Raw genomic sequence first — 23582 nt, 5'->3', positions numbered from 1 at the left:
GTCTTCCATGACCTTTTTGCGCTCCTCTCGGAGCCTCACTTCCCACTTCCCGGACCCCATTGATGGCTTCAGCCCTTACCGACAAGTTATCCCGCCTCGTCAAGGAAATGCGAGGCCAGGCCCGCATCACCGAATCCAACGTGCAGGACATGCTGCGCGAGGTGCGCATGGCGCTGCTAGAGGCCGACGTGGCCCTGCCGGTGGTGCGCGACTTCATCGCCCGTGTCAAGGACAAGGCACTGGGCCAGGAAGTAATGGGCTCACTGTCCCCCGGGCAAGCGCTGGTGGGGATTGTCAACCGCGAACTGGCGGCGACGATGGGCGAAGGTGTCAGCGACATCAACCTGGCGGCGCAACCGCCGGCGGTTATTTTGATGGCTGGCCTGCAAGGCGCAGGTAAAACCACCACCACGGCCAAGCTGGCCAAGCACCTGATTGAAAAGCGCAAGAAAAAAGTGCTGACAGTGTCTGCTGACGTTTACCGGCCTGCCGCTATTGAGCAGCTCAAGACCGTCACGAAGCAGGCCGGTGCTGAATGGTTTCCCAGCACACCGGATCAAAAGCCCGTCGATATTGCCAAAGCCGCCATCGACTATGCGCGCAAGCATTTCTTTGACGTGTTGCTTGTCGACACGGCCGGCCGACTGGCCATTGACGAAGCCTTGATGAAAGAGATCAAGGAGCTGCACGCGGCTCTCAATCCGGTTGAAACACTGTTCGTGGTCGATGCCATGCAGGGCCAGGATGCCGTCAACACGGCCAAGGCCTTCAAGGAGGCGCTGCCGCTGACCGGCATCATCCTGACCAAGACCGACGGCGATTCGCGCGGTGGTGCCGCGCTCAGCGTGCGGCAGATTACCGGAGCACCCATCAAGTTTTCCGGTACCAGCGAAAAACTCGACGGCCTGGAAGTGTTTGATGCCGAGCGCCACGCCGGCCGCATTCTGGGTATGGGCGACATTGTTGCGTTGGTCGAGCAGGTGGCTGCCGGGGTGGACATGGCCGCGGCGCAAAAGCTCGCCGCCAAAATCAAATCCGGCAGCGGCTTTGATCTGAGTGACTTTTTAAGCCAGCTGCAGCAAATGAAAAGCATGGGTGGCCTGTCCAGCCTGCTCGATAAGCTGCCGGCGCAAATGGCGGCCAAGGCCGGCCAGGTCGACATGGAGAAGGCCGAAAAAGACATCAAGCGCAAGGAAGGCATCATCCAGAGCATGACGCCGCTGGAGCGCCGCAAGCCTGAACTGATCAAGGCCACGCGCAAGCGGCGCATTGCGGTCGGCTCAGGCGTGCAGGTTCAGGAAGTCAACCGCCTGCTCAAGGAGTTTGAGCAAATGCAGGGCATGATGAAAAAGATGAAGGGCGGCGGCATGATGAAGATGATGAAGCGCATGGGGGGCATGAAAGGCATGCCCAAGTTCTGAGCCTATTTCTTAAGTAAAAAGAGGCTGTAGCCCAATAAATCCGGGCGCAGCAAGCTATCAAAATGATAGTATTTCTCCGCTTCGGAAGCTCTGTTTCCCGAAACGTTCATGCGGCTCTCAGCCGCGGCTTGGCCAGCTGGCCGGCGTGCAGCCAGGCGCGGCGCAGCACCGCCGGTGACCGGGTTTCTTCAGGAATCAGCAGGTAGTTCTGCGCGCGCATCGCCGTGCCTACCCCCACCTTGCTGGTCATCACGGTCATCGGAATCGCCAGCAGCAGGGGCAGGCCCACCGGCAGCAACCAGACCAGCGCGCGCGCGTCGATCAAGGCGATGCCGGCTGCCAGCAGCACGATCACCGCGCTCATCGGTGCGAGTTGCGCTAGCGCATGACGCCACGGCACCGCCGCCGCTTCGCGCGGGGGCGACTTCCATTCCAGCTTCAGCCCGGTCAGCGCGACCGCCACAAACAGCGAGTGTGCCAGCATGCGGATGGGCGCCTGCAGTAGGGCGATCAGTGTTTCCAGCAGCGCGCTGCGCAGCAGGTTGGCCGTGCCGCCATAGGCCTGCTGCTCCCGCTTGAGCAGCACGGCGGCGATGCCAAGAATGCGCGGCAAAAACAGCAGGCACAGCGTCCAGGACCAGAGCGACACGAGTTCGCCGGGCAGCAGCGCCCAGTCGGCCACCATGGGCGAGCCCGACAGCCACAGCGCGGTCCCCAGTGTGAGGAAGCACAGCCACAAGGGTGCTGACAGGTAGGCCATGGCACCGGTGCCAAACATGGAGCGGTGCACCGGGTGAATCCCGGGCTCGGCAATCAGACGCGAGTTTTGCAGGTTGCCCTGGCACCAGCGGCGGTCGCGCTGCAGCTCGGCCAGCAGGTCGGGCGGCTGCTGCTCATAGCTGCCCACCAGGTCGGCCACCAGCCAGACGTGGTAACCGGCGCGGCGCATCAGGGCGGCTTCAACAAAATCATGCGACATGATGCTGCCCGCCATGCCGCCCGTGCCCTTGATGCGTGCCAGCGCGCAGTGCTGCATGAAGGGTGCTATGCGAATGATGGCGTTGTGGCCCCAGTAGTGCGACTCGCCCATCTGCCAGAACTGCATGCCCAGCGTGAAGAGGCGGCCGGTCACGCGCGAGGCGAACTGCTGCGCACGGGCGTGCAATGTGACATGGCCGATGGCCTGTGTGGCGGTCTGGATGATGCCAGCTGTGGGGTTGGCTTCCATCAGCTTGACCATGGAGACCAGGCAGTCGCCACTCATCACGCTGTCTGCATCGAGCACCACCATGTAGCGGTAGTCCTTGCCCCAGCGGCGGCAGAAGTCGGCTACGTTGCCGGCCTTGCGGTCGGTGCGGCGTTTGCGCAGGCGGTAATACACCTCGATTTGTGGCTGCTCAGGCTGGCTGGCCAGTTGGGCCCGCAAGTCTTCCCAGGCGGCGCGCTCGGCTTTCTGGATCGCCGGCTGGTTGCTGTCAGACAGGACAAACACGTCGAAGGCCTGGACATGGCCGGTCACCGCGACGGATTCACAGGTGGCGCGCAAACCTGCAAATACCGTGCGCACATCTTCGTTGCAGATCGGCATGATGATGGCGGTCCGCGTGGCCGCATCGAGCGTGTGGTGCTGGACCTTTTTAGCCGACAGGGCGTGGGCATCGCTGCGCAGCGTCACATAAAAACCCATCATGGCCGTCATGAAGCCCGTGACCACCCAGGCAGACAGCAGTGCAAACAGGGCGAGCTGGCCATATTGCAGCCAGGCGCTGTCGTAGTCGGGCTGCACGTCGGCAAAAAGCCTGGTGGCCAGCACCGTACTGATCACGGTCAGCAACACAAACACGGCGCGGCGGCGTTTGGCGGCATGTTGCCAGGGCTCCAGCTCTCCGGAGGCAGAAGCTTGAGGTGCCGCCGCATCGGTCTTCCCAAGCAGGGGCCGCAAGGTGGCGGTGCCGATGCTGTTCCAGAATCCACGCCAGGGACGCGGTGCCATGGAGCCGCGATTAACGGGCGGCGCAGTGACCGCATTGGGGTGACGTTCTTCGCGCAGCAGGCTGCGCCGATTCAGTTTGTGATCAGGTTGGTCCATGTTTCGGTCAGGGTGTTGCTGTTGTGTTGGAGGAAGGCGCGCAACTCAATGGGCTGGGCCGGCTGGCTAGCGTTGTTCAGTCGCTGCACGCGCAAGGTCATGCGCCAGGCGCCCGTCGCGGGGTTGCGGTAAGCCAGGCTTTCCAACACGCGTGCGTTGGCGCTGGCCGTCACTATGGCCTCGACCTTCGCGTCTTCGGGCAAGGCGTCGAGTGCGGGGCCGGCAAAATCGATGACGAACTGAATCTGCTGGCCCTGGGCATCCGCGCCGAGCTTGGAGTAGCCCGTGCCGCGGCGCGATTGCGTGACCCAGCCGTTGGGCGGCAATTGCTGGTTTTTGCCCTGCCAGGCAATCTGGTAGGCGATGTCGAGGGACTGGCCGGGCGCCGGCATTTTTCCCGGCACCCAGTAGGCCGCCACGTTGTCGTGGGTTTCGTCGGGCGTCGCAAATTGCAGAAGTTCCACTTTTCCGGCGCCCCAGTCGCCAAAGTCGTTCAAGGGCGTGACCCAGGCGCTAGGCCGGAGTTCATAGCGTGCTTCGGTGTCTTCGTAGCTGTTGAAAGCCCGGTCGCGCTGCATCAGGCCAAAGCCTTTCAGGCTCTTCATGCTGAACGAGGTGACCAGCGGTGACGTCGGATTTTGCAGCGGACGCCACAGCCATTCGCCTTCACCGGTCGCGACCATCAGGCCGTCCGAGTCGTGCACTTCGGGGCGAAAGTCGCCGGGCCGGGGCTGGTTCTCGCCAAAGAAAAACATGCTGGTCAGCGGTGCCAGGCCCAGCGTGACTACTGGTTTTTCGGTCGCGCGCATGAAGATGTGGGCATGCACTTGCGTGACGGTCTGCTTGCCCGGCTTGATATCGAAGCGGTAGGCGCCCGTCATGTGCTGCGAGTCCATCAATGCGAAAACGGTGAGCCGCTCGGCGCCTGGTGCGGGCTTTTCCAGCCAGAAGTCGGTAAAGCGCGGAAACTCTTCCCGCGCAGCGCCTACCGTGTCCACCGCAAGGCCGCGCGCCGACAGGCCATAGCGCTGGCCGGCGCCCAGCGCCCTGAAGTAGCTGGCACCCAGAAAAACGATCAATTCGTCTTTGTAGGCCGCCGAGTTCAGATGGCTGAAGGCCCGTAGCCCGCCGTGGCCCAAGTCTCCCCAGCGCTGGGGAGTAACCTTGTTTTTTCCAAAGTTGAAGTTGGCCGGGTCATAGGGCAAGAGCTTGACACCCTCCGGGGTGATTTCGTGGATGCGAACAGAGTCCCCATGCGGCCCTACATGGAAAAAGTTGGCTTCGTAGGGCAGTTGGTCGGCGCGCCACAAGGCGCGGTCCGGGTTGAAGCGGATGTCGCGGTAGCCGTCATAGTCCAGCTTTGCAAGTTCAGCCGGGACGGCATGGCGCGCCGACTGGAATGGTGCTTGGGCGCTCTGCTGGGCCAGTCCGGCGACGTCGTCGAGGCTCCAGGCATGGGCCTGGCCCGCAACCAGAGCAGCCAGGCACACCAGGGCTGCAAAGCGGGCCCGTAACGCAAGTCGGCAGGAGGGGACAGAAAGGCGAAAAAAGGCTTGCATGGCATGACTAGGGCAAACCCTGTGCCAGCTTGAAAAATCCTTTTTAAATCAATGGCTTGGAATCAATTCAGAATTTTTCTATGGAGGAAAATCGGGAAATGGTCGAATAAACTGGCATAAACCGGTTTTTTTGTCGCCAGGCAGCGACAGCATTCTGGTCTGGGATGAGAAATCCCTTTGAAATCAGGGGTCTAAGCCTGTCGCCTGAGAGCGACTCAACTGGAGGTCGTTGAGGGGCTGTCTGGCTTGAAATGACCTGGCGTCAAGCCGTGCTTTTGCATCAGGCGGTAAAACTCGGTCCGGTTCCGGTCGGCCAGACGGGCGGCGTCGGCCACATTGCCGTCCGTCAGCTTGAGCAGGCCCACCAGGTAGTCGCGCTCAAAACGCTGCTTGGCTTCGGCAAAGGTGAGCACCTGCACGCTGGGTGAGCGCAGGGCGCGCTGAACCAGCGCCAGAGGCACCAGCGGCGTGGTCGACAGGGCGCAGACCTGTTCCACCACGTTGTAGAGCTGGCGCACATTGCCCGGCCAGGCCGCAGTGGTCAGGGCTTTGAGGGCTTCGGGCGCGAAGCCACTCAGGCGCTTGTCGTACTTGCTGGCCAGCTGGTGCAGGAAGTGGTTGGCCAGCAGGGGAATGTCCTCGCGGCGCTCCGACAGCGGCGGCAGCGTCAGTGTGACCACGTTGAGCCGGTAGTACAGGTCGGCACGGAACAGGCCCTCGGCCATTGCGGCATCCAGATCGCGGTGCGTGGCCGAGATGATGCGCACATCCACGGGAATCGACTGGCTTGAGCCCAAAGGCCTGACCTCCCGCTCCTGCAGCACGCGCAGCAGCTTGACCTGCAGCGCGAGCGGCATGTCGCCGATTTCGTCGAGCAGCAGAGTGCCGCCGTCCGCCGCCTGAAAAAGCCCCTTGTGACTCGCCACCGCGTCAGTGAAGGCGCCTTTGACGTGGCCAAACAATTCCGATTCGAGCAAGGCCTCGGGAATGGCGCCGCAGTTCACGGCAATGAAGGGCTTGCTGGCCCGCGCGCTGGCTTGGTGAATCGCCTGGGCCAGCAATTCCTTGCCCGTGCCGCTTTCACCGCGCAGCAACACGCTGGCGTCGGATTGCGCCACCATCTGCGCCTCTGCCAGGGTTTCGGCCATGCGACTGGACCGGCTGATGATCTGGGTTTGCCAGGCTTCCGGGCTGCCCTTTTTGGCCGAATGGGCGGGCGCACTCAGCGCCAAAGCCTGTGCAATCTTCTCGATCAGGCCCTTGCCGTCAAAAGGCTTGGTCAGGTAGGTGAACACGCCTCGCTCGGTGGCTTCGACCGCATCGGGAATGGTGCCGTGCGCGGTCAGCAAAATAACGGGCAGCGAGGGGTGCTGCGCGCGAATGTCGTCAAACAGGCCCAAGCCGTCCTTGCCGGGAAGCCGGACGTCGCTGAGTACCAATTGAGGCCGCTCGATATGAAGCTGGGTCAGGGCCGCCTCCGCGGAGGTGACCGCGGTCACACGGTAACCCGCCGCCGTGAGCCGCATGGTCAGCAGGCGCAGCATGTCGGCGTCGTCATCAACGACCAGCAGGTGGGGGGAGTCCGGCGTGGAATTGTCGGTCATGGCGCTGGGGGGCGGGCACGGTTAAGCGGAGACGAGGACGACGCAGCGGGGGGCCGGCTCGTCAGGCTGCGTTCAATGGCCTTGAGCGCCTCCAGTCTTTCATTGGTCTGGTCCATCCTGCGCTGCAGGTCGCGCACCTGCTGGGTTTGCTTTTCAAGTTGTTCTTCGAGGCGGCGCTGCTCGCCATAACGCGCGGCCAGCAAGCGGGCCAGCGGATGCAATGCCTGGGCGTCGTCATTGCCGAGCACGCGGGCCAGCAGCTCTTGCGCACGTATCAGTTCAGGCAACTGACGCAGCTGGCTCAGCACCAGTGACAGCTGAAGCTGCTCGGCAGGGGCTGACACCTCACCTAGCCGCGTCATCTCCTGGCTTAGCTCTGCAGGGAGCATCAAACGTACCCGGTCCGCATAGGCCAGCATGCGCAGGGTGGCGTCAGTCGCTGGCGATGCAGCTGTGTTGGCCTGAGGTGTTGGCTGGCCAGCGCTGGGCCGGCCGGTGCCGTCGTAGGCGACAGAAGAGGGCGCCGTCATCCGGCCCGCTGCTACTTCAGCGCTCTTGCTGGACGGGCTGGTGCTGCAGGCTGCCAGCACGGCCACAGCCACCGAAGCCAGCAGGCAGCGGTAGGTGCGGGGCGAGATAAATTCAGTTTTTAAAAACATGAGGAAGCTCAATTCTGAAGTGTGCACCAGGTTGGTCCGGCAGCAGCGCTATGCGTCCGCCGTGCGCGGCGATGTACTCGTGCACGATGGACAGCCCGATGCCGCTGCCGCGAACCACGTCGGCCGGCTGGCGCTCGCCACGGTAAAAGGGTTCAAAAATCCGTTCGCGGTCGGCCAGGGCCACGCCTATTCCCTGGTCGTGAATGTCAATGCGCGCAAGGCCTGGCAGTCGGATCAACTCCAGGCGAATCAGGCCTCTGAGCGGTGAATAGCGAATGGCGTTGGACAGCAGGTTGGCCAGCGCGGTACCGATTTTCTCGGGGTCCACCTCCATTTTGAGCGGCTCGCCTATGACCGTGACCGACAGTTCCCGTGCGCGCCATTGCAGCCGTTGCGCGTCGACCTGATCTTCTATGAGTTGCAATAGATCAACGTTCTGCCGGTGCAGTTGGCGGGCCTCGAACGCCGCCGTATTGAAGCGTAGCAGGTCTTCAATCTGGCCCTGCAATACGCCGGTGTTGTGCCTGAGAATTTGTGCAATTTCGCGCTGGTCATTGCTCAGGGTGCCGGCCACGCCATCTTCCAGCAGCGACACCCCTTCACGCAGCGACGCCAGCGGTGTTTTGAGTTCGTGCGAAATGTGGCGTAGAAACCGGGATTTGTCGGCATCGAGTTCCACCAGCCGCAGGCGCAGCCAGTTCAGTCGCTGGCCTACCAGTGCCAGATCGGCCGGACCCTGAATCGCAATCACCTGATCCAGCCGGTTTTCGCCGAGGCCCACAATGGCATTTTCCAGACGCTTCAGGGGCAAGGTGAACCAGACACCGAAAGCCAGCGCCATGGCAACGGCCAGCACGATGGCCCAGGTCACCTGCTGTGCCAGGTGTTTGCGGCTGGCTTCCAGCTTGCCTTCCAACGATTTGTTGCGCTGCTGGATGGTTTGCTGCACCTGCACCGCAATGGCGGCATTGACCCCTTCCAGTTCGCGAAACGCCTGCGCCAGCTGGCGTTCCCGGTCGAGCGCGGTATCGGGCGGGCCAGCAAGCAGGCTGCCAATGGTTTGCAGGTGAGCGCGCCACTGTCGCGCTTTGGCGCTGGGTATGCCTTCCGCAGCCAGGCTGGCCAGGATGTCCGTGGCCTCGCGGGCCTCATCGCCAAAGCGCTTGCCAAGGACGCGATCATCGAGCACGACCGACTGCCGCGAGGTGCGCTCCATCGAGACGCTGCGCTCGCTCAGCGACTGGGCCGCTCCGCTGAGTTCGAGCGCGCGGGCCGCGTTGTCGCGGCTTTGCAGCGTGAGGTCTTCAAGCGTGAATAGGGCGCGCAGCGAAGCGGCACCCAGCAAAGCGGCAATCAGCAGGAAGGCGATGACCAGCAGTTGCCGGAACGAAAATCGCTGCAGCATTCGGGTGGGACGCTTGAGCAACGATGCGGCCTCAGGCTGGCACGGCGGTGTCGCGGGTCAGGACTTCGCCCCGCAGCGAACGCTGGGTGGCTTGCGTGATCGTGATGTCCAGCATCTGGCCGATCAGCCGCGACTGGCCCTTGAAATTGACTACGCGGTTGCATTCCGTGCGGCCCATCAGCTCGGTCGGATCTTTGCGCGACGCGCCTTCGACCAGAATGCGCTGCACCGTGCCCAGACGGCTGGCGCTGATGGCGCGCACGCTGTCGTCAATCGTGGCTTGCAGTTGTTGCAGGCGCTTGAGCTTGACTTCGTGCGGCGTGCCGTCCGCCAGATTGGCGGCGGGCGTGCCGGGCCGCGGGCTGAAGATGAAGCTGAAAGAGGTGTCGTATCCGATCTCGTCGATCAGCTTCATCATCTTGTTGAAATCGTCTTCGGTTTCGCCGGGAAAGCCCACAATGAAATCGCTGCTCATGGCCAGGTCGGGGCGGATCGCGCGCAGTTTGCGAATGGTGCTTTTGTATTCCATAGCGGTGTAGCCGCGCTTCATGGCCATGAGGATGCGGTCCGAGCCATGCTGCACCGGCAGGTGCAGGTGATTGACCAGCTTGGGCAGCTTGCCATAGGCGTCGATCAGGCTTTGCGTGAACTCGTTGGGGTGGCTGGTCACATAGCGGATGCGTTCAATGCCCGGGATGTCGGACACGTACTCCAGCAGCGTGGCAAAGTCGGCAATCTCTGCGGTTCCGCCCATGGGGCCGCGGTAGGCATTGACGTTTTGTCCCAGCAGCGTGACTTCCTTGACGCCCTGATCGGCCAGGCCGGCGACTTCGACCAGCACATCTTCAAAGGGCCGCGAGACTTCTTCGCCCCGCGTGTAGGGCACCACGCAGTAACTGCAGTACTTGGAGCAGCCTTCCATGATGCTGACGAAGGCGCTGGCACCTTCCACGCGGGCCGGCGGCAAGTGGTCAAATTTTTCAATTTCGGGAAAGCTGATGTCGACCTGCGGCTTGCCCAGCCGGGCGCGTCTGGCGAGCAGTTCCGGCAGGCGGTGCAGCGTCTGGGGGCCGAACACCACGTCAACGTACGGCGCTCGCTGGATGATGGCGGCGCCTTCCTGGCTGGCGACGCAGCCGCCCACGCCGATCAGCACGCCTTTTGCCTTCAAATGCTTGACGCGGCCCAGGTCGCTGAACACTTTCTCCTGCGCCTTCTCGCGCACCGAGCAGGTGTTGAACAGGATCAGGTCGGCTTCGTCCATGTTCTGCGTGGGCTCGTAACCCTCAGCGGCATTCAGCACGTCAGACATCTTGTCCGAGTCGTACTCGTTCATCTGGCAGCCGAAGGTTTTTATGAAGACTTTTTTACTCATTATTTGCTATGTAATTGATAGCTTCTAACGCCTGCCAATAAAGGGCTAAATGCCTGTTTTATGCTTAAAAAAAGCAAATACTAGTGGAAGTAGGCCGGCGACTGTCCGTAGGAAGTTTTACCGTCATCGGTGGGCGTTGCCGTGGAACCGGTGTTGAAGTTGAAAACAGTGTCTGTGGCACCGCGTCGCTTTTCACGGGCCTCTTCGCTGTTGAGTATCCAGACCTGATGCACCTGGCCGTTGTTCTCGCGCAGGTAGTTCACCACCAGTTTCTGGTTGACCAGTGCGCCCGACAGCACCAGGTGGTTGTTGGCGTCGTATATGCGCGAGCCCACGGAGAGCCAATCGGGCTTGCCGTCCATGGAAATTACGGGCGGTGCGAGCACCACCATTTCGCCGCGCAGGGCCGCTTTGGGGAATGGCCTGACGTTGGGTGTGACCTCGCCGGTTTGGGCAGCGGCAGGAGAGCTTAAAAAGCTGATCGATGCTGCCAGCAATATCAGGGCGGCCATCAGGCGGGGTGCGCAGCGGTTCATGGTATGTGTCCAGAGGCTGTGAATTAACAAAGCCTCAGAGGTAAATACCTCTGAGGCTCTTAAGATATCGGTGGTGGTGATAGGTGGACTTGAACCACCGACATCAGCATTATGAATGCTGCGCTCTAACCAACTGAGCTATATCACCGCGCGACCAATATTATAGCGACTTGCAAGCACTGCGTCAGCGATGCTTGAACGCGGGCTTGCGTTTATTCACAAATGCCTCCATGCCTTCTTTCTGGTCCTGGGTAGCAAACAGCGCATGAAACAGGCGCCGCTCGAACATCACGCCATCGCTTAAGCCCCCTTCAAACGCCCGGTTGACGGCCTCCTTGGCTGCCATGAGGCTGGGCTGGCCGTAGCTGCAAATGGTCAAGGCTGCGCCCATCGCTTCGTCCATCAGCTTGTCCAGCGGCACCACGCGGCTCACCAGGCCCACGCGTTCAGCCTCGGCGGCATCCATCATGCGGCCTGTCAGGGCCATGTCCATGGCCTTGGCTTTGCCGACGGCGCGGGGCAGGCGCTGCGTGCCGCCGGCGCCAGGAATAATGCCCAGTTTGATTTCCGGCTGGCCAAACTTAGCGTTGTCGGCGGCAATGATGAAGTCGCACATCATGGCCAATTCGCAGCCGCCGCCCAGCGCAAAACCGCTGACTGCGGCAATCACCGGTTTGCGGATGCTTCGGATTTGCTCCCAGTTGCGGGTAATGAAGTCGTTGTTGTAGACGTCGGCAAAGCTGTAGTTCGCCATGGCACCAATATCGGCACCGGCGGCAAAGGCCTTTTCGCTACCGGTCAGCACGATGCAGCCGACGCTGTCATCGGCGGCAAAGGCCTTGAGCGCGCGGCCCAGTTCATCCATGAGCTGGTCATTGAGCGCATTGAGCTGCTTGGGCCGGTTCAGCGTCACGATGGCCACCTGGCGCGAATCCGGGCCTTCGGTGCGGGTCACAATCATTTCGTAGGTCACGGGAGGTCCTTTTTCTATAAATTTAGCGATGAACTCAGTCTTTGGGTGCCAGCCATTCGTTCACCAGCGCCGCATCCTGCACCGCCAGACGCCAGGTCGTGAGGGCGGGCGGCAGGGTCAACTCAAGCCGCAGCAGACGTTTGTCGCGCGACACCAGGGCAATCACTTTTTTGGCCATCCCGGCGTAGAGCAGGAGGTCGTCGAGTCGGCTCATGCGCCAGCCACTGCCGAGCTGCCTGGCCTCGGCCTTGGTGGCCGGTTCCAGCCCCAGCCATTCATCGCCCGCCGCAAAACCGGCACGCTCGGCCATACCGCCGCGCAACACGGTTTTGACCTGCAGGCCCTGGCTTTCGCTGACGCGCAGGCCCAGTCGATGCGCCAGCTGTGCGGGTTCTTCCAGCACGGCCACACCGTGCTGCTGCAGCAATTCCTTGAGCGGAAGCTGATCCCGGCCATGCACCCAGCGCGCCAGCTCAGACGCGTATGAGCGGAGTCCCGCTGCCTTGAGCGCCTCGGCCACATCCGCCTCGCGCAGGGGGCCGGCCTTGCAGCGCAGCCAAAGGGCGCGCATCACATCGTCCAGCGTTGCGCCAGGGCTAGCGCGCCCCTCGCTACGCAAGGTCAGGTCAAAACACAGCGCCACCAGCGCGCCCTTGGTGTAGTAGCTCACCGTGGCGTTGGGCGTGTTTTCATCGGGCCGGTAGTATTTCACCCAGGCGTCAAAGCTGGCCTGGGCCACCGACTGCACCAGCCGCCCCGGCGTCTGCATGACCTGGTTGATGGTTTTGTTGAGTAGTTTCAAATAGCCCGCGTTGTCCAGCAGCCCGGCGCGGCGCAGCAACAGGTCGTCGTAATAACTGGTGAAGCCCTCAAAGAACCACAGCAGTTCTGTATAGTTTTCGCGCTCGTAGCGGTAGCTTTCAAACTCCGCAGGACGCAGGCGCTTGACGTTCCAGGTGTGGAAATACTCGTGGCTGATGAGGCCGCGCAGCGTGGTGTAGCCCTCGGCAGTTTTGGACTCACCGATGCGCGGCAGGTCTTTGCGGTGGCAGATCAGCGCGGTGGAGTTGCGGTGCTCCAGCCCGCCATAGCCGTCGTCCACGGCATTGAGCATGAACAGGTAATTTTTATAGGGCGGTTTTTTGTGGCCATGCCAGAAGCGGATTTCCGTCTCGCAAATCTTCTGGGTGTCGGCCAGCAGCCGGGCACCGTCGAAGGTGGCGGCGGCACCGGCCACCACAAAGCGGTGCGGGACACCCCGCGCGCTAAAGGTGCCGCTCCAGAACGGGCCCATTTCCACGGGGCAGTCAACCAACTCGTCGTAATCGGCCGCCGCATAGGTGCCAAAACCCTGCTTGTTGATTTTCTCGGCAGCCAAACCGGTCGCCACCGACCATCCGCTGAGTCCGGTGATGGCTTTGGGGGCTGGCAGCTCCAGCGTATGTGGCGATTTTTCCTGGCCTTCCACCTTGAGGCACAGGCTGGTGCCGTTGAAAAAGCCGCGGTGGGCATCCAGCCAGGCGGTGCGCACGGAGTGGTCATGGGCATGGACCTCGTAGCTCAGCACCAGTGCTTTGGCGGGAGAGCACTGGATTTGCCAGCTGCATTTGTCCAGTTGCTCAAAAGGAACCGGCGTACGGGCGCCCTGGTGGGCCTGCAAGCCCTGCAGGTTTTTGGAAAATTCGCGGACCAGGTAGCTGCCCGGTATCCATACCGGTAATGAGACCCGCTGCAGCGCCGCAGGCTGCGCAATCGTCAGGGTGACGTGAAACAGATGGGCGTGCAGCCCGCCGATCTCGATGCGGTAGTGAAGGGGGGTGGGGGTGTTTCGGGTAGGGCCTGGCATCTTGGACAAAGAATACTCCAGGCCTGCCGCAGCATCGGCCAAGGCTGGCCGTCTGGTGTCGAAACAGTGCCCTGGTTTTGCTATAAAAAAAGGAGCTTGTAGCGACCGTCCTGTATGGTCTGGACGGCTAATTTAATAAAAATATGCCGCGTTGCCGTTGGCTACTGGGCTTTGGCGCTGGCCAGCAATTTCTCGACCTGCTGGGCGCTGATGGCGCCGGGGACACGTGAACCGTCGGCAAAAAACACCGTCGGTGTGCCGGTGATCTTGTGTTTCCTGCTGAAGTCCAGGTTGCGCTCCAGCGCGGCCGTGTCGCAGCTGGCCTTGGCGGCCGGCTGTTCGCGAACCATCCAGTCGAGCCAAGCCTTGCCCTTGTCTTTGGCGCACCAGATGTTCCTGGCCTTGTCGACGGAGTCCGGGCTCAGGATGGGAATAAGAAACGTGTGAATCGTCACGTCGTTAACTTTCTGTAAGTCACTTTCAAAGCGCTTGCAATAAGTGCAGTTGGGGTCTTCAAATACAGCCAGCTTGCGTTTGCCATTGCCGCGCACCACGGTAAACGCATCTTTGAAGGGCAGGGCGGCAAAGTCGATCGCGCTGAGTTTTTCAACGCGCTCTTCGGTCAGGTTGCGTTTAGCCCTGGTGTCAATCAGGTGGCCCTGGATCAGAAAGTTACCTTCGGCATCGGTATAAAAAATATCGCTGCCATTAACGCGAATCTCATACAGGCCATTCATCGGCGTTTTGCTGACTTCGTCGATCTTCGAGAGGGCTGGCAACCTTTCTGCCAGGTTTTTGCGTATGGCCGCTTCCTGCGCAAACGCAGCGCCCAAGCTGCAGGCCAACAGGCTGAGCAGGACGATCGGTTTCAGTAGTTTCATTTTCATTCCTGGTTTTTCCAACAACTTTTCCAACAACTCATAGCCCTGCAGCCTGGCGCGCCACCCAGCGCTTGAGAAGGTCGCTGCGGGCAAACCCTTTCATGCCCCAGTTGCGCAAAGCCTGCCACGGGCCACCGGTCTGCGCAAAGAGGTTGTGCAGCCCATCGGTGACCGCACCCATGGCGGCCACGTCGGCTTTGCGCGCCCGCTCAAAGCGGCGCAGCAGCTTTTCATCGCCCAGCCCACGCCAGTATTCACGCTGTGCAATCACCTCGGCGAGGCACACCGCATCGGCCAGGCCCAGGTTCAGGCCCTGCCCGGACAGCGGATGCACGGTGTGCGCGGCATCCCCGGCCAGTGCCCAGCCCGGCCCGACCCAATGCTCGGCGTTGGACAGCGCAAGCGGCCAGCTGGTCCGTTCGCTTGTTAACCGCAAAGCGCCGACTTCCTGGCCAACTTCCTCGCCATAAACGGCTTGCAGGGCGGCACAAAATTCTTCCGGTGGCAGTGCTTCCAGCGCACTGGCACGCTCCACAGAGACTGACCAGACCAGCGCCACAGAGTTCCCGTCCGCGCCGGACAAGGGCAAAAGAGCCAGGATGTCGCCGTTGGAAAACCATTGGCGGGCGATGCCCCCATGCGGTTTGCTGGATTCCAGCCGGGCCGCAATGGCTTTTTGCGGATAGGGTTTGACGGTCCAGTTGACCGACCGATTGAGGCCGAATTCATCTCGGCTACTGCTTTTCTGGCCTTCGCAAATCACGCTGAGCGCGGCTTTGGCCGGTAGCGCCACGGTCTCAATGTGCGGCTGGTAGCGAACCGCCTGGATCAGTTGCTTCTCCAGGGCGGGCACATCCACAATCCAGGCCAGTGCCGGCTGGGCCACGCTTTGCGCCGTGAAATCCAGCCTGCCGCCCTCGTCGCCCCAGACCTGCATCTCAAGCACAGGAGTGACAAAAGGCGCTTCGGGCCAGGCCCGCAGGGTCTCCAGCACCGCCCGGGAAGCGCTGTTCAGGGCATAGGCACGTACGTCGGTAGGCACATCGGCAGCGGCCGGTACGGCGTGCGCGTTGTGGGGCCGGGTGACCAGAGCCACGCGCAGGCGCTCGCGCGCCAGCAGCAAGGCCAGTGTGCGGCCCACCACGCCATCGCCACGAATACAAACATCAAAGGTCTTGGACATGCCCCATTTTAGAAGGCAGTGCAAAATTGGTGTTTTGAGGGGGTATGGCTGTTCACCCGGGCCAGGCATCGGCCCACACATTCATCCCTGATTCACCCCTGCATTCACAAGGAATTGATAAAAAAATGAGCGCTTCATTGAATGACACATTGATCGACGCCTTCTCTGATGCGCCTTCGGATCTGTCCGCGGTGATTTCGCGGCTTTATGTGTATCCGGTCAAGTCCTGCGCCGGAGTTCAGGTGCAAGAGGCCCTCCTGACCGAGACCGGGCTGGAATTTGACCGCGCCTGGATGGTGGTGGACGCGCAAGGTGAATTCCTCACGCAGCGCGAGCTGCCGCGCATGGCGCTGATCAAGCCGCAACTCAAGCACTACGAAATGGTGCTGCGCGCCCCCGGCATGCTGGCCCTGCACATCGCGCTGGATGCAGTTGAAGCGCCGATGCGTGTGCGCGTCTGGGACGATGAAGTGCCAGCCTTTGACATGGGTGCCATCGCCGCCCAATGGTTCACCGATTTTCTGGGCACCAAGGCGCGCCTGGTGCGCTTTGACCCTGAACACAAAAGAATCTCAAGTCCGAAGTGGACTGCAGGGTTTGAAGCGCTCAACCAGTTCAGTGACGGTTATTCCCTGCTGGTCATCAGCGAAGCCTCTCTTGACCACCTCAATGAAAAGCTGACAGCCGCAGGCGCCGCAGCGGTGGGCATGGAGCGTTTTCGGCCCAATATCGTGCTGGGTAATCAGGCTAAGGGGAGCGACGGCAGCGAACTGGCAGCGCACGACGAAGACCGGCTCGATCTGTTGCAGATCGCCACAGCGCAAGGCGCGGTGCAGCTCAAACCCGTCAAGCCCTGCCCACGCTGCCCGATTCCCAATATCGACCCGGCAACGGCCACCAGCAGCCCGGAGGTCGTCGACATGCTGCAGACTTATCGCCAGGATGCCCGCGTCCATGGTGCGGTGACTTTTGGCATGAATGCCATTGTGTTGCACGGCACCGACCACCTGCTTAAGGTCGGTCAGGCGGTCGGTGCTAACTTTCGTTTCTAAAGGGTGAAATTCCTCACCCATTGAGTATCGAATACACTTCTTCCCCTGTTTTTGAAGGTTTGTCATGAGTTTGAAGTGCGGCATCGTAGGCTTGCCTAACGTCGGAAAATCCACCCTGTTCAACGCGTTGACCAAAGCGGGGATCGCGGCGGAAAACTATCCTCAAGGCTGGACGATTTAAAAAAGCTAATGGCCTCAAGCACTTCCGAGCGTTCATAAAAGTTCGGCAGCTAAGCCAGGACAAAATTGCCGCTGAAATAATCATCAGCGGGTGCGGGCCATGATAGGAGAGTGGCGCAGATTTGTCGGCTATTCATTGGGACTCACATCGCCATGCGTTCACACGATTGTCAAGTTTGGAAAACCTCTATGCGTAGCCTCGCCATCGCCTCGATCTTCACCTTCGCTCTAATTGGGTATGCCCATGCTCAGACTGATCTGCAGCCTACGATGGATCACAAAATGCATATGGCTGCGATGGCAAACGATAGCCGTCAGCTCCTAGATTTCCCTCCCCCGATGAAGGCGCATATGCTTTCCAACATGCGCGATCATCTGCAAGTCATCTCTGAAGTCGTGGATGCCATCTCCAAAGCGCAATTCGGCAAAGCCGCAAAGATAGCTGGAGACAGGTTGGGGCTTGATTCTCCTGCCGCTGAGGGATGCAAAGCACCGGCGGGAACAAGTCAACCACAAATGTCCACGCCCGGTAGCATGGAACAAATGATGGCTCAGTTCATGCCTGAAGGTATGCGTAACATTGGATACTCAATGCACAGCGCGGCCAGCGATTTTGCAACAGCCGCGTCAGAAGCAGCAAAGACAGGTGACTCAAAAGCGGCGTTGGCTGCACTGTCCCGAGTGACTCAGCAGTGCGTCGCGTGTCATTCGGTATATCGGCTTCAGTGATGGTGACTGAGCTGTATCCCTGATGTAGGTCAGCCGTCTGTACCACCCGCTGCATCTGGCCCAGCGACCCCGCACCGCCACATGGCGGCTTAATGTTCAGTGCGTTCAAACTGTTCCATCATTTCCCGACCTTGGCTGTCCAGGCTAGGACAGGAGACCGTCGCCACGATGTCGGCTATGCTGGCGCTCTATGTGTGGGTAAATTCGTATCTACTTGGCCGAAGTGTTGCGGCCAGTCGAGAATTGACCCACGTGCCGACGATGGACTGACCCAAGCGAAATCCCTGCAATCGCAATGCTGGCAACGTTCGCAAGGCTGGTGCATGGGTCAGCCGAATCCCGGCACATGGGTCAAAAGTGGATCGGCGCCAACAGCTTATCCTCCGCTACTTCATCCATTCGGTCTACCAAGGAGTTATATGGATTTTCTGGGTCTTTTTGAAAAGTATTGGCCATTCATGGCTCTGGTTCTTTGGTTTGCGTACAAGTGGTGGAATTCAAAAAGAGTCATTGCTATGCTGCCAGAACTTAAGAAGAACGGCGCAATCTTTGTCGACGTTAGATCAGCTGGGGAGTTCGCAAATGGGAATGCTCCTGGAACAATTAACATCCCCCTTCAGGAATTGGGAAGCAGACTCGGTGAGATACCCAAGTCCTCCCCGGTTGTTCTCTGCTGTGCTAGCGGAACACGAAGTGGAATGGCAAAACTAATGCTAAGGAAGAAGGGCTACCGGAAGGTTTATAACATCGGAACCTGGAGCAAGTTTTTGGACTAATCTTCTTTGGGAAGGGTGGTCATTGAATGTGTCCGGGAAACTGGGGGGAAGCTCAACTTGAGGCCATCATAGGAGAATGGCGCCGAAAAGTCGGCCGCAGTAATCCCGAGCGGTACTTGATACAGGGTTATCTCTCTTCACGAGGGAAGGATTGAACATTTATCCTGAAGAAGTAACTCACTCAAATCTCAACAATCGCCAGGAATGAAAATGCAGATCAACAAATCTCCTAAATGGATGCTCGCCGGCGTATTGGCACTCAGCGCTCCGTTGGGCATGGCCGCGCAAGATGAGGTGACCGCTGATCAGGTGGTCACCGCGATTGAGGGCACCTTCGGGGTGACACCTGGCGAACGACGTAATCACACCAAGGGCACTTGTGCGCAAGGTGAGTTCGTCGGATCACCAGAGGCTGCAGCTTATTCAAAATCAGGGCTTTTTTCGGGCAAGAGCATTCCAGTCATTGCCCGTTTTTCTTTGGCCGGCGGTAATCCCAAGGCGCCTGATACGGCGAAGAGCGCCCGTGGCATGGCTCTGCAGTTCAAACTGTCTGATGGTGGCCTGCAGCACATGACGATGCTGAATACGCCGATCTTCGGCGCCATGCAACCTCGAACCTTTCTCGACCTGATGGTCGCAACGAAACCTGATCCCGCAACGGGCAAGCCCGACCCGGAAAAGATCAAGGCTTTCAAGGCGAGCCATCCTGACAACTTGGCACAGACGGAGTATTTGGCGAACAACAACCCTCCTGCCAGCTACGCCAACAGCGCCTTCTTTGGCATTCACACCTTCAAGTTCATTAATCGAGAAAACAAGACTACGCTCGTGCGCTGGCGTTTCGTGCCGCAGGATGGCGTGAAACGGCTTACCGATGATGAGCTTAAATCGGCGCCTGCGAATTTCCTTGAGCAAGCGCTGATCAATCGGGCCAAGCAGGGGCCTGCGCGCTGGAACATGATGGTCTCAATTGGCGAGCCGGGTGATCCTGAAGACAATCCGACGCTAGCTTGGCCCGAGAGCCGCAGGCAAATCAAAGCAGGTACGCTGACCATTTCCTCGGCAATGCCGCAGAAGGGCGCCGAATGCGAAAAAATCAACTTTGATCCCTTGGTGATGGGTGACGGTATCGCGCCGACGAATGATCCGATCCTTTTGTTTCGATCCCCGGCCTATGCGTTCTCTTTTGCCAAGCGGCTCGGCGGGCTTTAAAGGCATGCATTTCGACGCGAAGTAAATCACTTCTCATACATCCGCCCTTTGGGGCTTTGATGTTCGGTGGTTCAACTGAGTGACGGGAATTAGCTCTGCGGTGCTGCGCAGAATCCTGAACCACACGGCACCCAAGACGGATGTGCTGCACCGGCACTATGTGGGGTTGGACTTTGGGGATGTTCGGGATGGGCTGGTGAAAATCCAGGTCGAGATGCAGCGACGGCTCGGAATCCCCCGCCAAGCCACCTCAACGGTCGTTGGTGGAAATGGGTCAAGCCTTTGCCTAGAACGTAGCGGCTGAACCTGAATTACAGCCCCCAGATGTACTGACCATATGACGAGTCACCATCTGCTACGTCGCGTTTGAATATTTGCTTGATCGCATTAGCGAACGGCACAAGGCTAGACCCGAAAAATGTATAGGCGAGAACAGCGTTTGTCATGAATGTTTCCTTTAAAAAATTGAGCAAGCAATGTCTTGCGAACTGGGGCAATACTAGGGTTAACACTCACATCAATCAAATTAATATTTTTTATGAAACGCACGCAAAAATTGATGGGTTACCTGTCGCTCTACACGGGCTTGCGACGCAATGAGGGCAAAGAAGGGCTATGCCGGGGTCGGATTGACCTTGCTGGGGGCGTCCTGGTGGTTCCTGTGACCAAGAACGGGCGCCCGCATTCGTTACCCATCACGCCCTTGATGCGGGAGATTCTGGAACGTCGCTGTAAGGGGTTGAAGCCAGACGATCAACAGCCCTGCGGCTGCCAGCTTGGTAAATGGCGTTTTCAGATCCAGACTGTGAACCGCATTGACGAATTTGATCAACGCTCCAACCAGACCCCGGCCGACCTCGACCAGCGCAGCACCTTTGGATTGTGCAAACGTGTGGCAATGCTCGGCAAACTCTGCATACCCAAAATCACTCACCGGGCGGTCAAGCCAAGTCCCAAAGTGAGTTCTGAAGATGGATTCATACCGACGTTGGCTTGACGGTTTGATGCTCTTGGCCTTGCAATACGCCTCGCAGGCTTCCCGCAGGGTAGGCACGTTGGGCGCCACCCTGCGACTGGGCCGTTCACCGTTGCGGCACTGCCGCAAGACATCCATGGCCCGCGAACGAGCTTCATCCACGGTCATCAGAGGCCAGTAACCCAGCATCATTCGGAACTGTTCCCCTGAAACGCTTGTGGCAATCAGGAAGGTGCGCTTGCGTGCGTTCAGGCGCACGCCAAAGCCACTGAGCACCCGATCCCGCAGAATTCGACCGTCAGTGGCGGTGGTCCTGAGTAGCAGGGACTCGCTAATCATTACAATTGACATTATTCCCCCAGGACAAAACGAGGACAAAACTTTGCGCTAGTGCAGGTTTTGGATCGGTTTGCTCTGTTGTTCACGATTTCGCGCCATTCGCGGGTCTGGCACTTCCACGATGCCCACATTGGGTTCGATAGTGCATTGATTTCTAAGGTTTTTGTCATGAGTTTGAAGTGCGGCATCGTAGGCTTGCCTAACGTCGGAAAATCCACCCTGTTCAACGCGTTGACCAAAGCGGGGATCGCGGCGGAAAACTATCCTTTTTGTACCATCGAGCCCAATGTGGGCATCGTGGAGGTGCCTGACGCACGGCTGGATGCGCTCTCGGACATCGTCAAGCCACAAAAGGTGCAACGCGCGATTGTCGAGTTCGTGGACATTGCCGGTTTGGTGGCCGGTGCCAGCACCGGTGAGGGCCTGGGCAACAAGTTTCTGGCGCACATCCGCGAGACCGACGCCATTGTCAATGTGGTGCGCTGCTTTGAAGACGACAACGTGATCCACGTCGCCGGCAAGGTCGATCCGATCTCCGACATGGAGGTGATCCAGACCGAGTTGTGCCTGGCTGATCTGCAGGCGGTTGAAAAGGCCTTGCACCGGGTGACCAAGGCCGCGCGCTCGGGCGACAAGGAGTCCATCAAGTTGGTGGCGATTCTGGAAAAATGCCAGGCTGCACTGAACGAGGCTAAACCCGTGCGTACCTTGGCGTTCAGCAAGGAAGAGCTGCCGCTGTTGACACAGTTTTTCCTGATTACCGCCAAGCCCGCCATGTTCGTGGCCAACGTGGCCGAAGATGGCTTTGAGAACAATCCTTTTCTTGACCGTCTGACGGCCTACGCTAAAGCCCAAAACGCGCCGGTGGTGGCGATCTGCGCCAAGATCGAAGCCGAAATGGCCGACATGGAGGAGGAAGACAAGAAAATGTTCCTCGCCGAAATCGGCCAGGACGAGCCTGGCTTGAACCGTCTGATCGTGGCCGCCTACAAGCTGCTGGGCCTGCAAACCTACTTTACGGCCGGTGTGAAAGAAGTGCGCGCCTGGACCATCCATGTGGGCGACACCGGCCCGCAGGCGGCAGGTGTCATCCACACCGATTTCGAGAAGGGCTACATCCGTGCCCAGACCATCGCCTATGAGGATTTCATCACCTTCAAGGGCGAGCAGGGCGCCAAAGACGCCGGCAAGATGCGCAGTGAAGGCAAGGATTACATCGTCAAGGATGGCGATGTGATGAACTTCCTGTTCAGTTCATGATCGGGCCGTGCCGGGCGAATGCCGGTACAGTTTTGTTTTTATAAGAATTTTTGGCCTGTATCCCAATAGATATGGGCGTAAGCAGCTATTTATTTAATAGCGGTCAGTTTTCATTTCAACCGGACTCACCAGGACACACGCTGCAATGACCGAACCGGTACGCCTCGCCAAACGCCTCGCCGAGATGCGATCCTGCTCACGCCGGGAGGCCGAGCAGTACATCGAAGGCGGCTGGGTCACGGTCGATGGCGTGGTGGTAGAGGAACCTCAATTCCGGGTACAGAATCAGACCATTGAGCTGTCCGCAGATGCCAGCGTGCTGGCGCTGACGCCGGTGACCTTGTTGCTGCACAAGCCCGCGGGCTACGAGGCCGGCTTGGGCGGTGCTGCAGACAGCAAAGCCGTCCCTGCAGCCCAACTGCTGTCGGCCGCCACCCAGTCGCCCAGCGACCGTTCGGGCATCCGCCCGCTCAAAAAACATTTTTCCGGGTCAGAACTGGTGACACCGCTGGCTACTGCTGCCAGCGGCCTGGTGGTATTGACCCAGGATTGGCGCGTGGCGCGCAAGCTCCGGGAAGATGCCAGCGTTCTGGAGCATGAAGTGCTGGTCGAGGTTACGGGCGAGATCAAAGCCGGTGGATTGGAGCGCCTTAACCGCATTGACCATGGCTTTACCTTCAAGGGCGTGCTGTTGCCGCCAGCCAAGGTGAGCTGGCAGAGTGAGGCGCGGCTGCGTTTTGCCCTCAAGGGCGAGATACCCGGGCAGATCGCCTACATGTGCGAAAGCGTGGGGCTCAAGGTGCAGTCCATGAAGCGCATACGCGTGGGCCGCGTGCCCATGAGCCAACTGCAGCCCGGCCAGTGGCGCTACTTGCTGCCGCACGAGCGGTTCTAGCTTCCCAAGCCGCCCGGAAAAGCCCAAATCAAACTGCCCGTCATCAAAAAATAGCGCGCAAATTTGCCGATCGCCATGTAGGCCAGGCAGGGCCAGAAGGGAAACTTGAGCCAGCCCGCCACGGCGCACAGTGGGTCTCCCACCAACGGCAGCCAGGCCAGCAGGCAGGCTTTGGGTCCCAGTTTTTCCAGCCATCGGATGGCGCGACCATGGTGCGATGAATGCGCGTACTTGTTCACCACCTTGTGCGCGCCATAACCCATCCACCAGTCCAATGCACCGCCCAGCGTATTGCCGGCGCTGGCCACCAGAATTGTCGACCAGAACAGGGCGGGGTTGAGTTTGACAAGCCCGAACACCACGGGTTCGGAACCCAGCGGCAGCAGGGTCGCGGAGATGAAGGACACCACAAACACCGTGCTCAGACCAAATTCTGGCAAGGCCAGCAGATCTAAAAGGTGGTGGATCCAGGCTTCCATAGGTGTCCGAGCATAAAGGGCCAAGTATAGGCAACGCTGCAGGGCACGCCCTGTCAGCAGGATGTGCACCTCAGCAGGCAAATTTCAATTGCTGAAATTTCGGGCAGTTACAATCATGGCTCGCTTTTCGGCAACCAGAACTCCCCCCACTTT

20 protein-coding genes, 1 tRNA gene and 1 pseudogene are annotated in these 23582 nt (G+C 59.8%); 8 read left to right on the top strand and 14 right to left on the bottom strand.

Features of this window, described 5'->3' with window-relative positions:
- The first annotated feature begins 62 nt into the window (after positions 1 to 62).
- A complete protein-coding gene (gene ffh, locus B3F77_RS04790; protein ID WP_293603852.1) occupies positions 63 to 1421 on the top strand; it encodes a signal recognition particle protein in 1359 nt (452 codons plus the stop codon).
- A 106-nt stretch (positions 1422 to 1527) separates the two neighbouring features.
- Here ffh and mdoH read toward each other — a convergent pair whose 3' ends face one another.
- The 12 genes from mdoH to B3F77_RS04730 form a co-directional block, all read right to left on the bottom strand.
- Positions 1528 to 3510, bottom strand: coding sequence for a glucans biosynthesis glucosyltransferase MdoH (gene mdoH, locus B3F77_RS04785; protein ID WP_293603851.1), 1983 nt, complete (start codon positions 3508 to 3510; stop codon positions 1528 to 1530).
- Positions 3486 to 5069 (bottom strand): glucan biosynthesis protein G, encoded by a 1584-nt coding sequence (locus B3F77_RS04780; RefSeq protein ID WP_293603850.1) that lies wholly within the window; start codon positions 5067 to 5069, stop codon positions 3486 to 3488. The genes mdoH and B3F77_RS04780 overlap by 25 nt, the downstream gene beginning before the upstream one ends.
- A gap of 215 nt (positions 5070 to 5284) precedes the next feature.
- Positions 5285 to 6673, bottom strand: a complete 1389-nt coding sequence (locus B3F77_RS04775) for a sigma 54-interacting transcriptional regulator (protein ID WP_293603849.1) — start codon at positions 6671 to 6673, stop codon at positions 5285 to 5287.
- Entirely contained in the window at positions 6670 to 7332 is a 663-nt protein-coding gene (locus tag B3F77_RS04770; RefSeq protein WP_293603848.1) for a hypothetical protein, read from the bottom strand. Before B3F77_RS04770 ends, B3F77_RS04775 begins: the two co-directional genes overlap by 4 nt.
- Entirely contained in the window at positions 7316 to 8737 is a 1422-nt protein-coding gene (locus B3F77_RS04765) for a sensor histidine kinase (RefSeq protein WP_293603847.1), read from the bottom strand. Before B3F77_RS04765 ends, B3F77_RS04770 begins: the two co-directional genes overlap by 17 nt.
- 31 nt (positions 8738 to 8768) lie before the next feature.
- Positions 8769 to 10112, bottom strand: coding sequence for a tRNA (N6-isopentenyl adenosine(37)-C2)-methylthiotransferase MiaB (gene miaB, locus B3F77_RS04760; RefSeq protein ID WP_293603846.1), 1344 nt, complete (start codon positions 10110 to 10112; stop codon positions 8769 to 8771).
- Positions 10113 to 10192: 80 nt separating this feature from the next.
- The gene (locus B3F77_RS04755) at positions 10193 to 10648 is read right to left on the bottom strand and encodes a hypothetical protein (protein WP_293603845.1); all 456 of its coding nucleotides are present in this window, start codon (positions 10646 to 10648) and stop codon (positions 10193 to 10195) included.
- A gap of 71 nt (positions 10649 to 10719) precedes the next feature.
- A tRNA-Met gene (locus B3F77_RS04750) sits at positions 10720 to 10796 on the bottom strand.
- 36 nt (positions 10797 to 10832) lie between these two features.
- Complete coding sequence (locus B3F77_RS04745) at positions 10833 to 11621, bottom strand: enoyl-CoA hydratase (RefSeq protein WP_293603844.1); 789 nt, start codon at positions 11619 to 11621, stop codon at positions 10833 to 10835.
- Between the two features lie 34 nt (positions 11622 to 11655).
- Positions 11656 to 13467 carry a M61 family metallopeptidase gene (locus tag B3F77_RS04740; protein WP_293603919.1) on the bottom strand — a complete coding sequence of 604 codons (1812 nt, stop codon included), beginning with the start codon at positions 13465 to 13467 and terminating at the stop codon, positions 11656 to 11658.
- 161 nt (positions 13468 to 13628) lie between these two features.
- On the bottom strand, positions 13629 to 14348 hold the full coding sequence (locus tag B3F77_RS04735) for a DsbC family protein (RefSeq protein WP_293603843.1): 720 nt from the start codon (positions 14346 to 14348) through the stop codon (positions 13629 to 13631).
- Positions 14349 to 14385: 37 nt separating this feature from the next.
- Positions 14386 to 15531, bottom strand: a complete 1146-nt coding sequence (locus tag B3F77_RS04730; RefSeq protein WP_293603842.1) for an FAD-dependent monooxygenase — start codon at positions 15529 to 15531, stop codon at positions 14386 to 14388.
- Positions 15532 to 15656: 125 nt separating this feature from the next.
- Between B3F77_RS04730 and B3F77_RS04725 the strand changes: the two genes are divergently transcribed.
- The 5 genes and pseudogenes from B3F77_RS04725 to B3F77_RS04705 all read left to right on the top strand — a co-directional run bounded on the left by B3F77_RS04725 (position 15657) and on the right by B3F77_RS04705 (position 19480).
- Positions 15657 to 16583 (top strand): MOSC domain-containing protein, encoded by a 927-nt coding sequence (locus B3F77_RS04725; RefSeq protein ID WP_293603841.1) that lies wholly within the window; start codon positions 15657 to 15659, stop codon positions 16581 to 16583.
- 64 nt (positions 16584 to 16647) lie between these two features.
- Positions 16648 to 16746: pseudogene (locus B3F77_RS04720) on the top strand (GTPase); the annotation flags it as partial.
- Between the two features lie 206 nt (positions 16747 to 16952).
- Positions 16953 to 17492, top strand: coding sequence for a cytochrome c (locus tag B3F77_RS04715; RefSeq protein WP_293603840.1), 540 nt, complete (start codon positions 16953 to 16955; stop codon positions 17490 to 17492).
- Positions 17493 to 17911: 419 nt separating this feature from the next.
- Positions 17912 to 18268: a rhodanese-like domain-containing protein gene (locus B3F77_RS04710; protein ID WP_293603839.1), complete on the top strand. Its 357-nt coding sequence runs from the start codon at positions 17912 to 17914 to the stop codon at positions 18266 to 18268.
- A 210-nt stretch (positions 18269 to 18478) separates the two neighbouring features.
- Positions 18479 to 19480: a catalase family peroxidase gene (locus B3F77_RS04705; RefSeq protein WP_293603838.1), complete on the top strand. Its 1002-nt coding sequence runs from the start codon at positions 18479 to 18481 to the stop codon at positions 19478 to 19480.
- Positions 19481 to 20168: 688 nt separating this feature from the next.
- Here the strand turns inward: B3F77_RS04705 and B3F77_RS04700 are convergent.
- Positions 20169 to 20795 carry an integrase arm-type DNA-binding domain-containing protein gene (locus tag B3F77_RS04700; RefSeq protein WP_293603837.1) on the bottom strand — a complete coding sequence of 209 codons (627 nt, stop codon included), beginning with the start codon at positions 20793 to 20795 and terminating at the stop codon, positions 20169 to 20171.
- A 168-nt stretch (positions 20796 to 20963) separates the two neighbouring features.
- On the opposite strand from B3F77_RS04700, the gene ychF reads away from it, so the two are divergent.
- A complete protein-coding gene (gene ychF / locus B3F77_RS04695) occupies positions 20964 to 22055 on the top strand; it encodes a redox-regulated ATPase YchF (RefSeq protein ID WP_293603836.1) in 1092 nt (363 codons plus the stop codon).
- Positions 22056 to 22200: 145 nt separating this feature from the next.
- Complete coding sequence (locus B3F77_RS04690; protein ID WP_293603835.1) at positions 22201 to 22950, top strand: rRNA pseudouridine synthase; 750 nt, start codon at positions 22201 to 22203, stop codon at positions 22948 to 22950.
- Here the strand turns inward: B3F77_RS04690 and B3F77_RS04685 are convergent.
- Positions 22947 to 23429: a YqaA family protein gene (locus tag B3F77_RS04685; RefSeq protein WP_293603834.1), complete on the bottom strand. Its 483-nt coding sequence runs from the start codon at positions 23427 to 23429 to the stop codon at positions 22947 to 22949. The two genes, B3F77_RS04690 and B3F77_RS04685, sit on opposite strands and share 4 nt — an antisense overlap.
- Between the last annotated feature and the right edge of the window lie 153 nt (positions 23430 to 23582).

Source organism: Polaromonas sp. UBA4122 (assembly GCA_002381615.1).
Classification (GTDB): domain Bacteria; phylum Pseudomonadota; class Gammaproteobacteria; order Burkholderiales; family Burkholderiaceae_C; genus Polaromonas.
The sequence above is the reverse complement of the archived record's forward strand: the minus strand, read 5'-3'. Positions and strand labels throughout refer to the sequence as shown.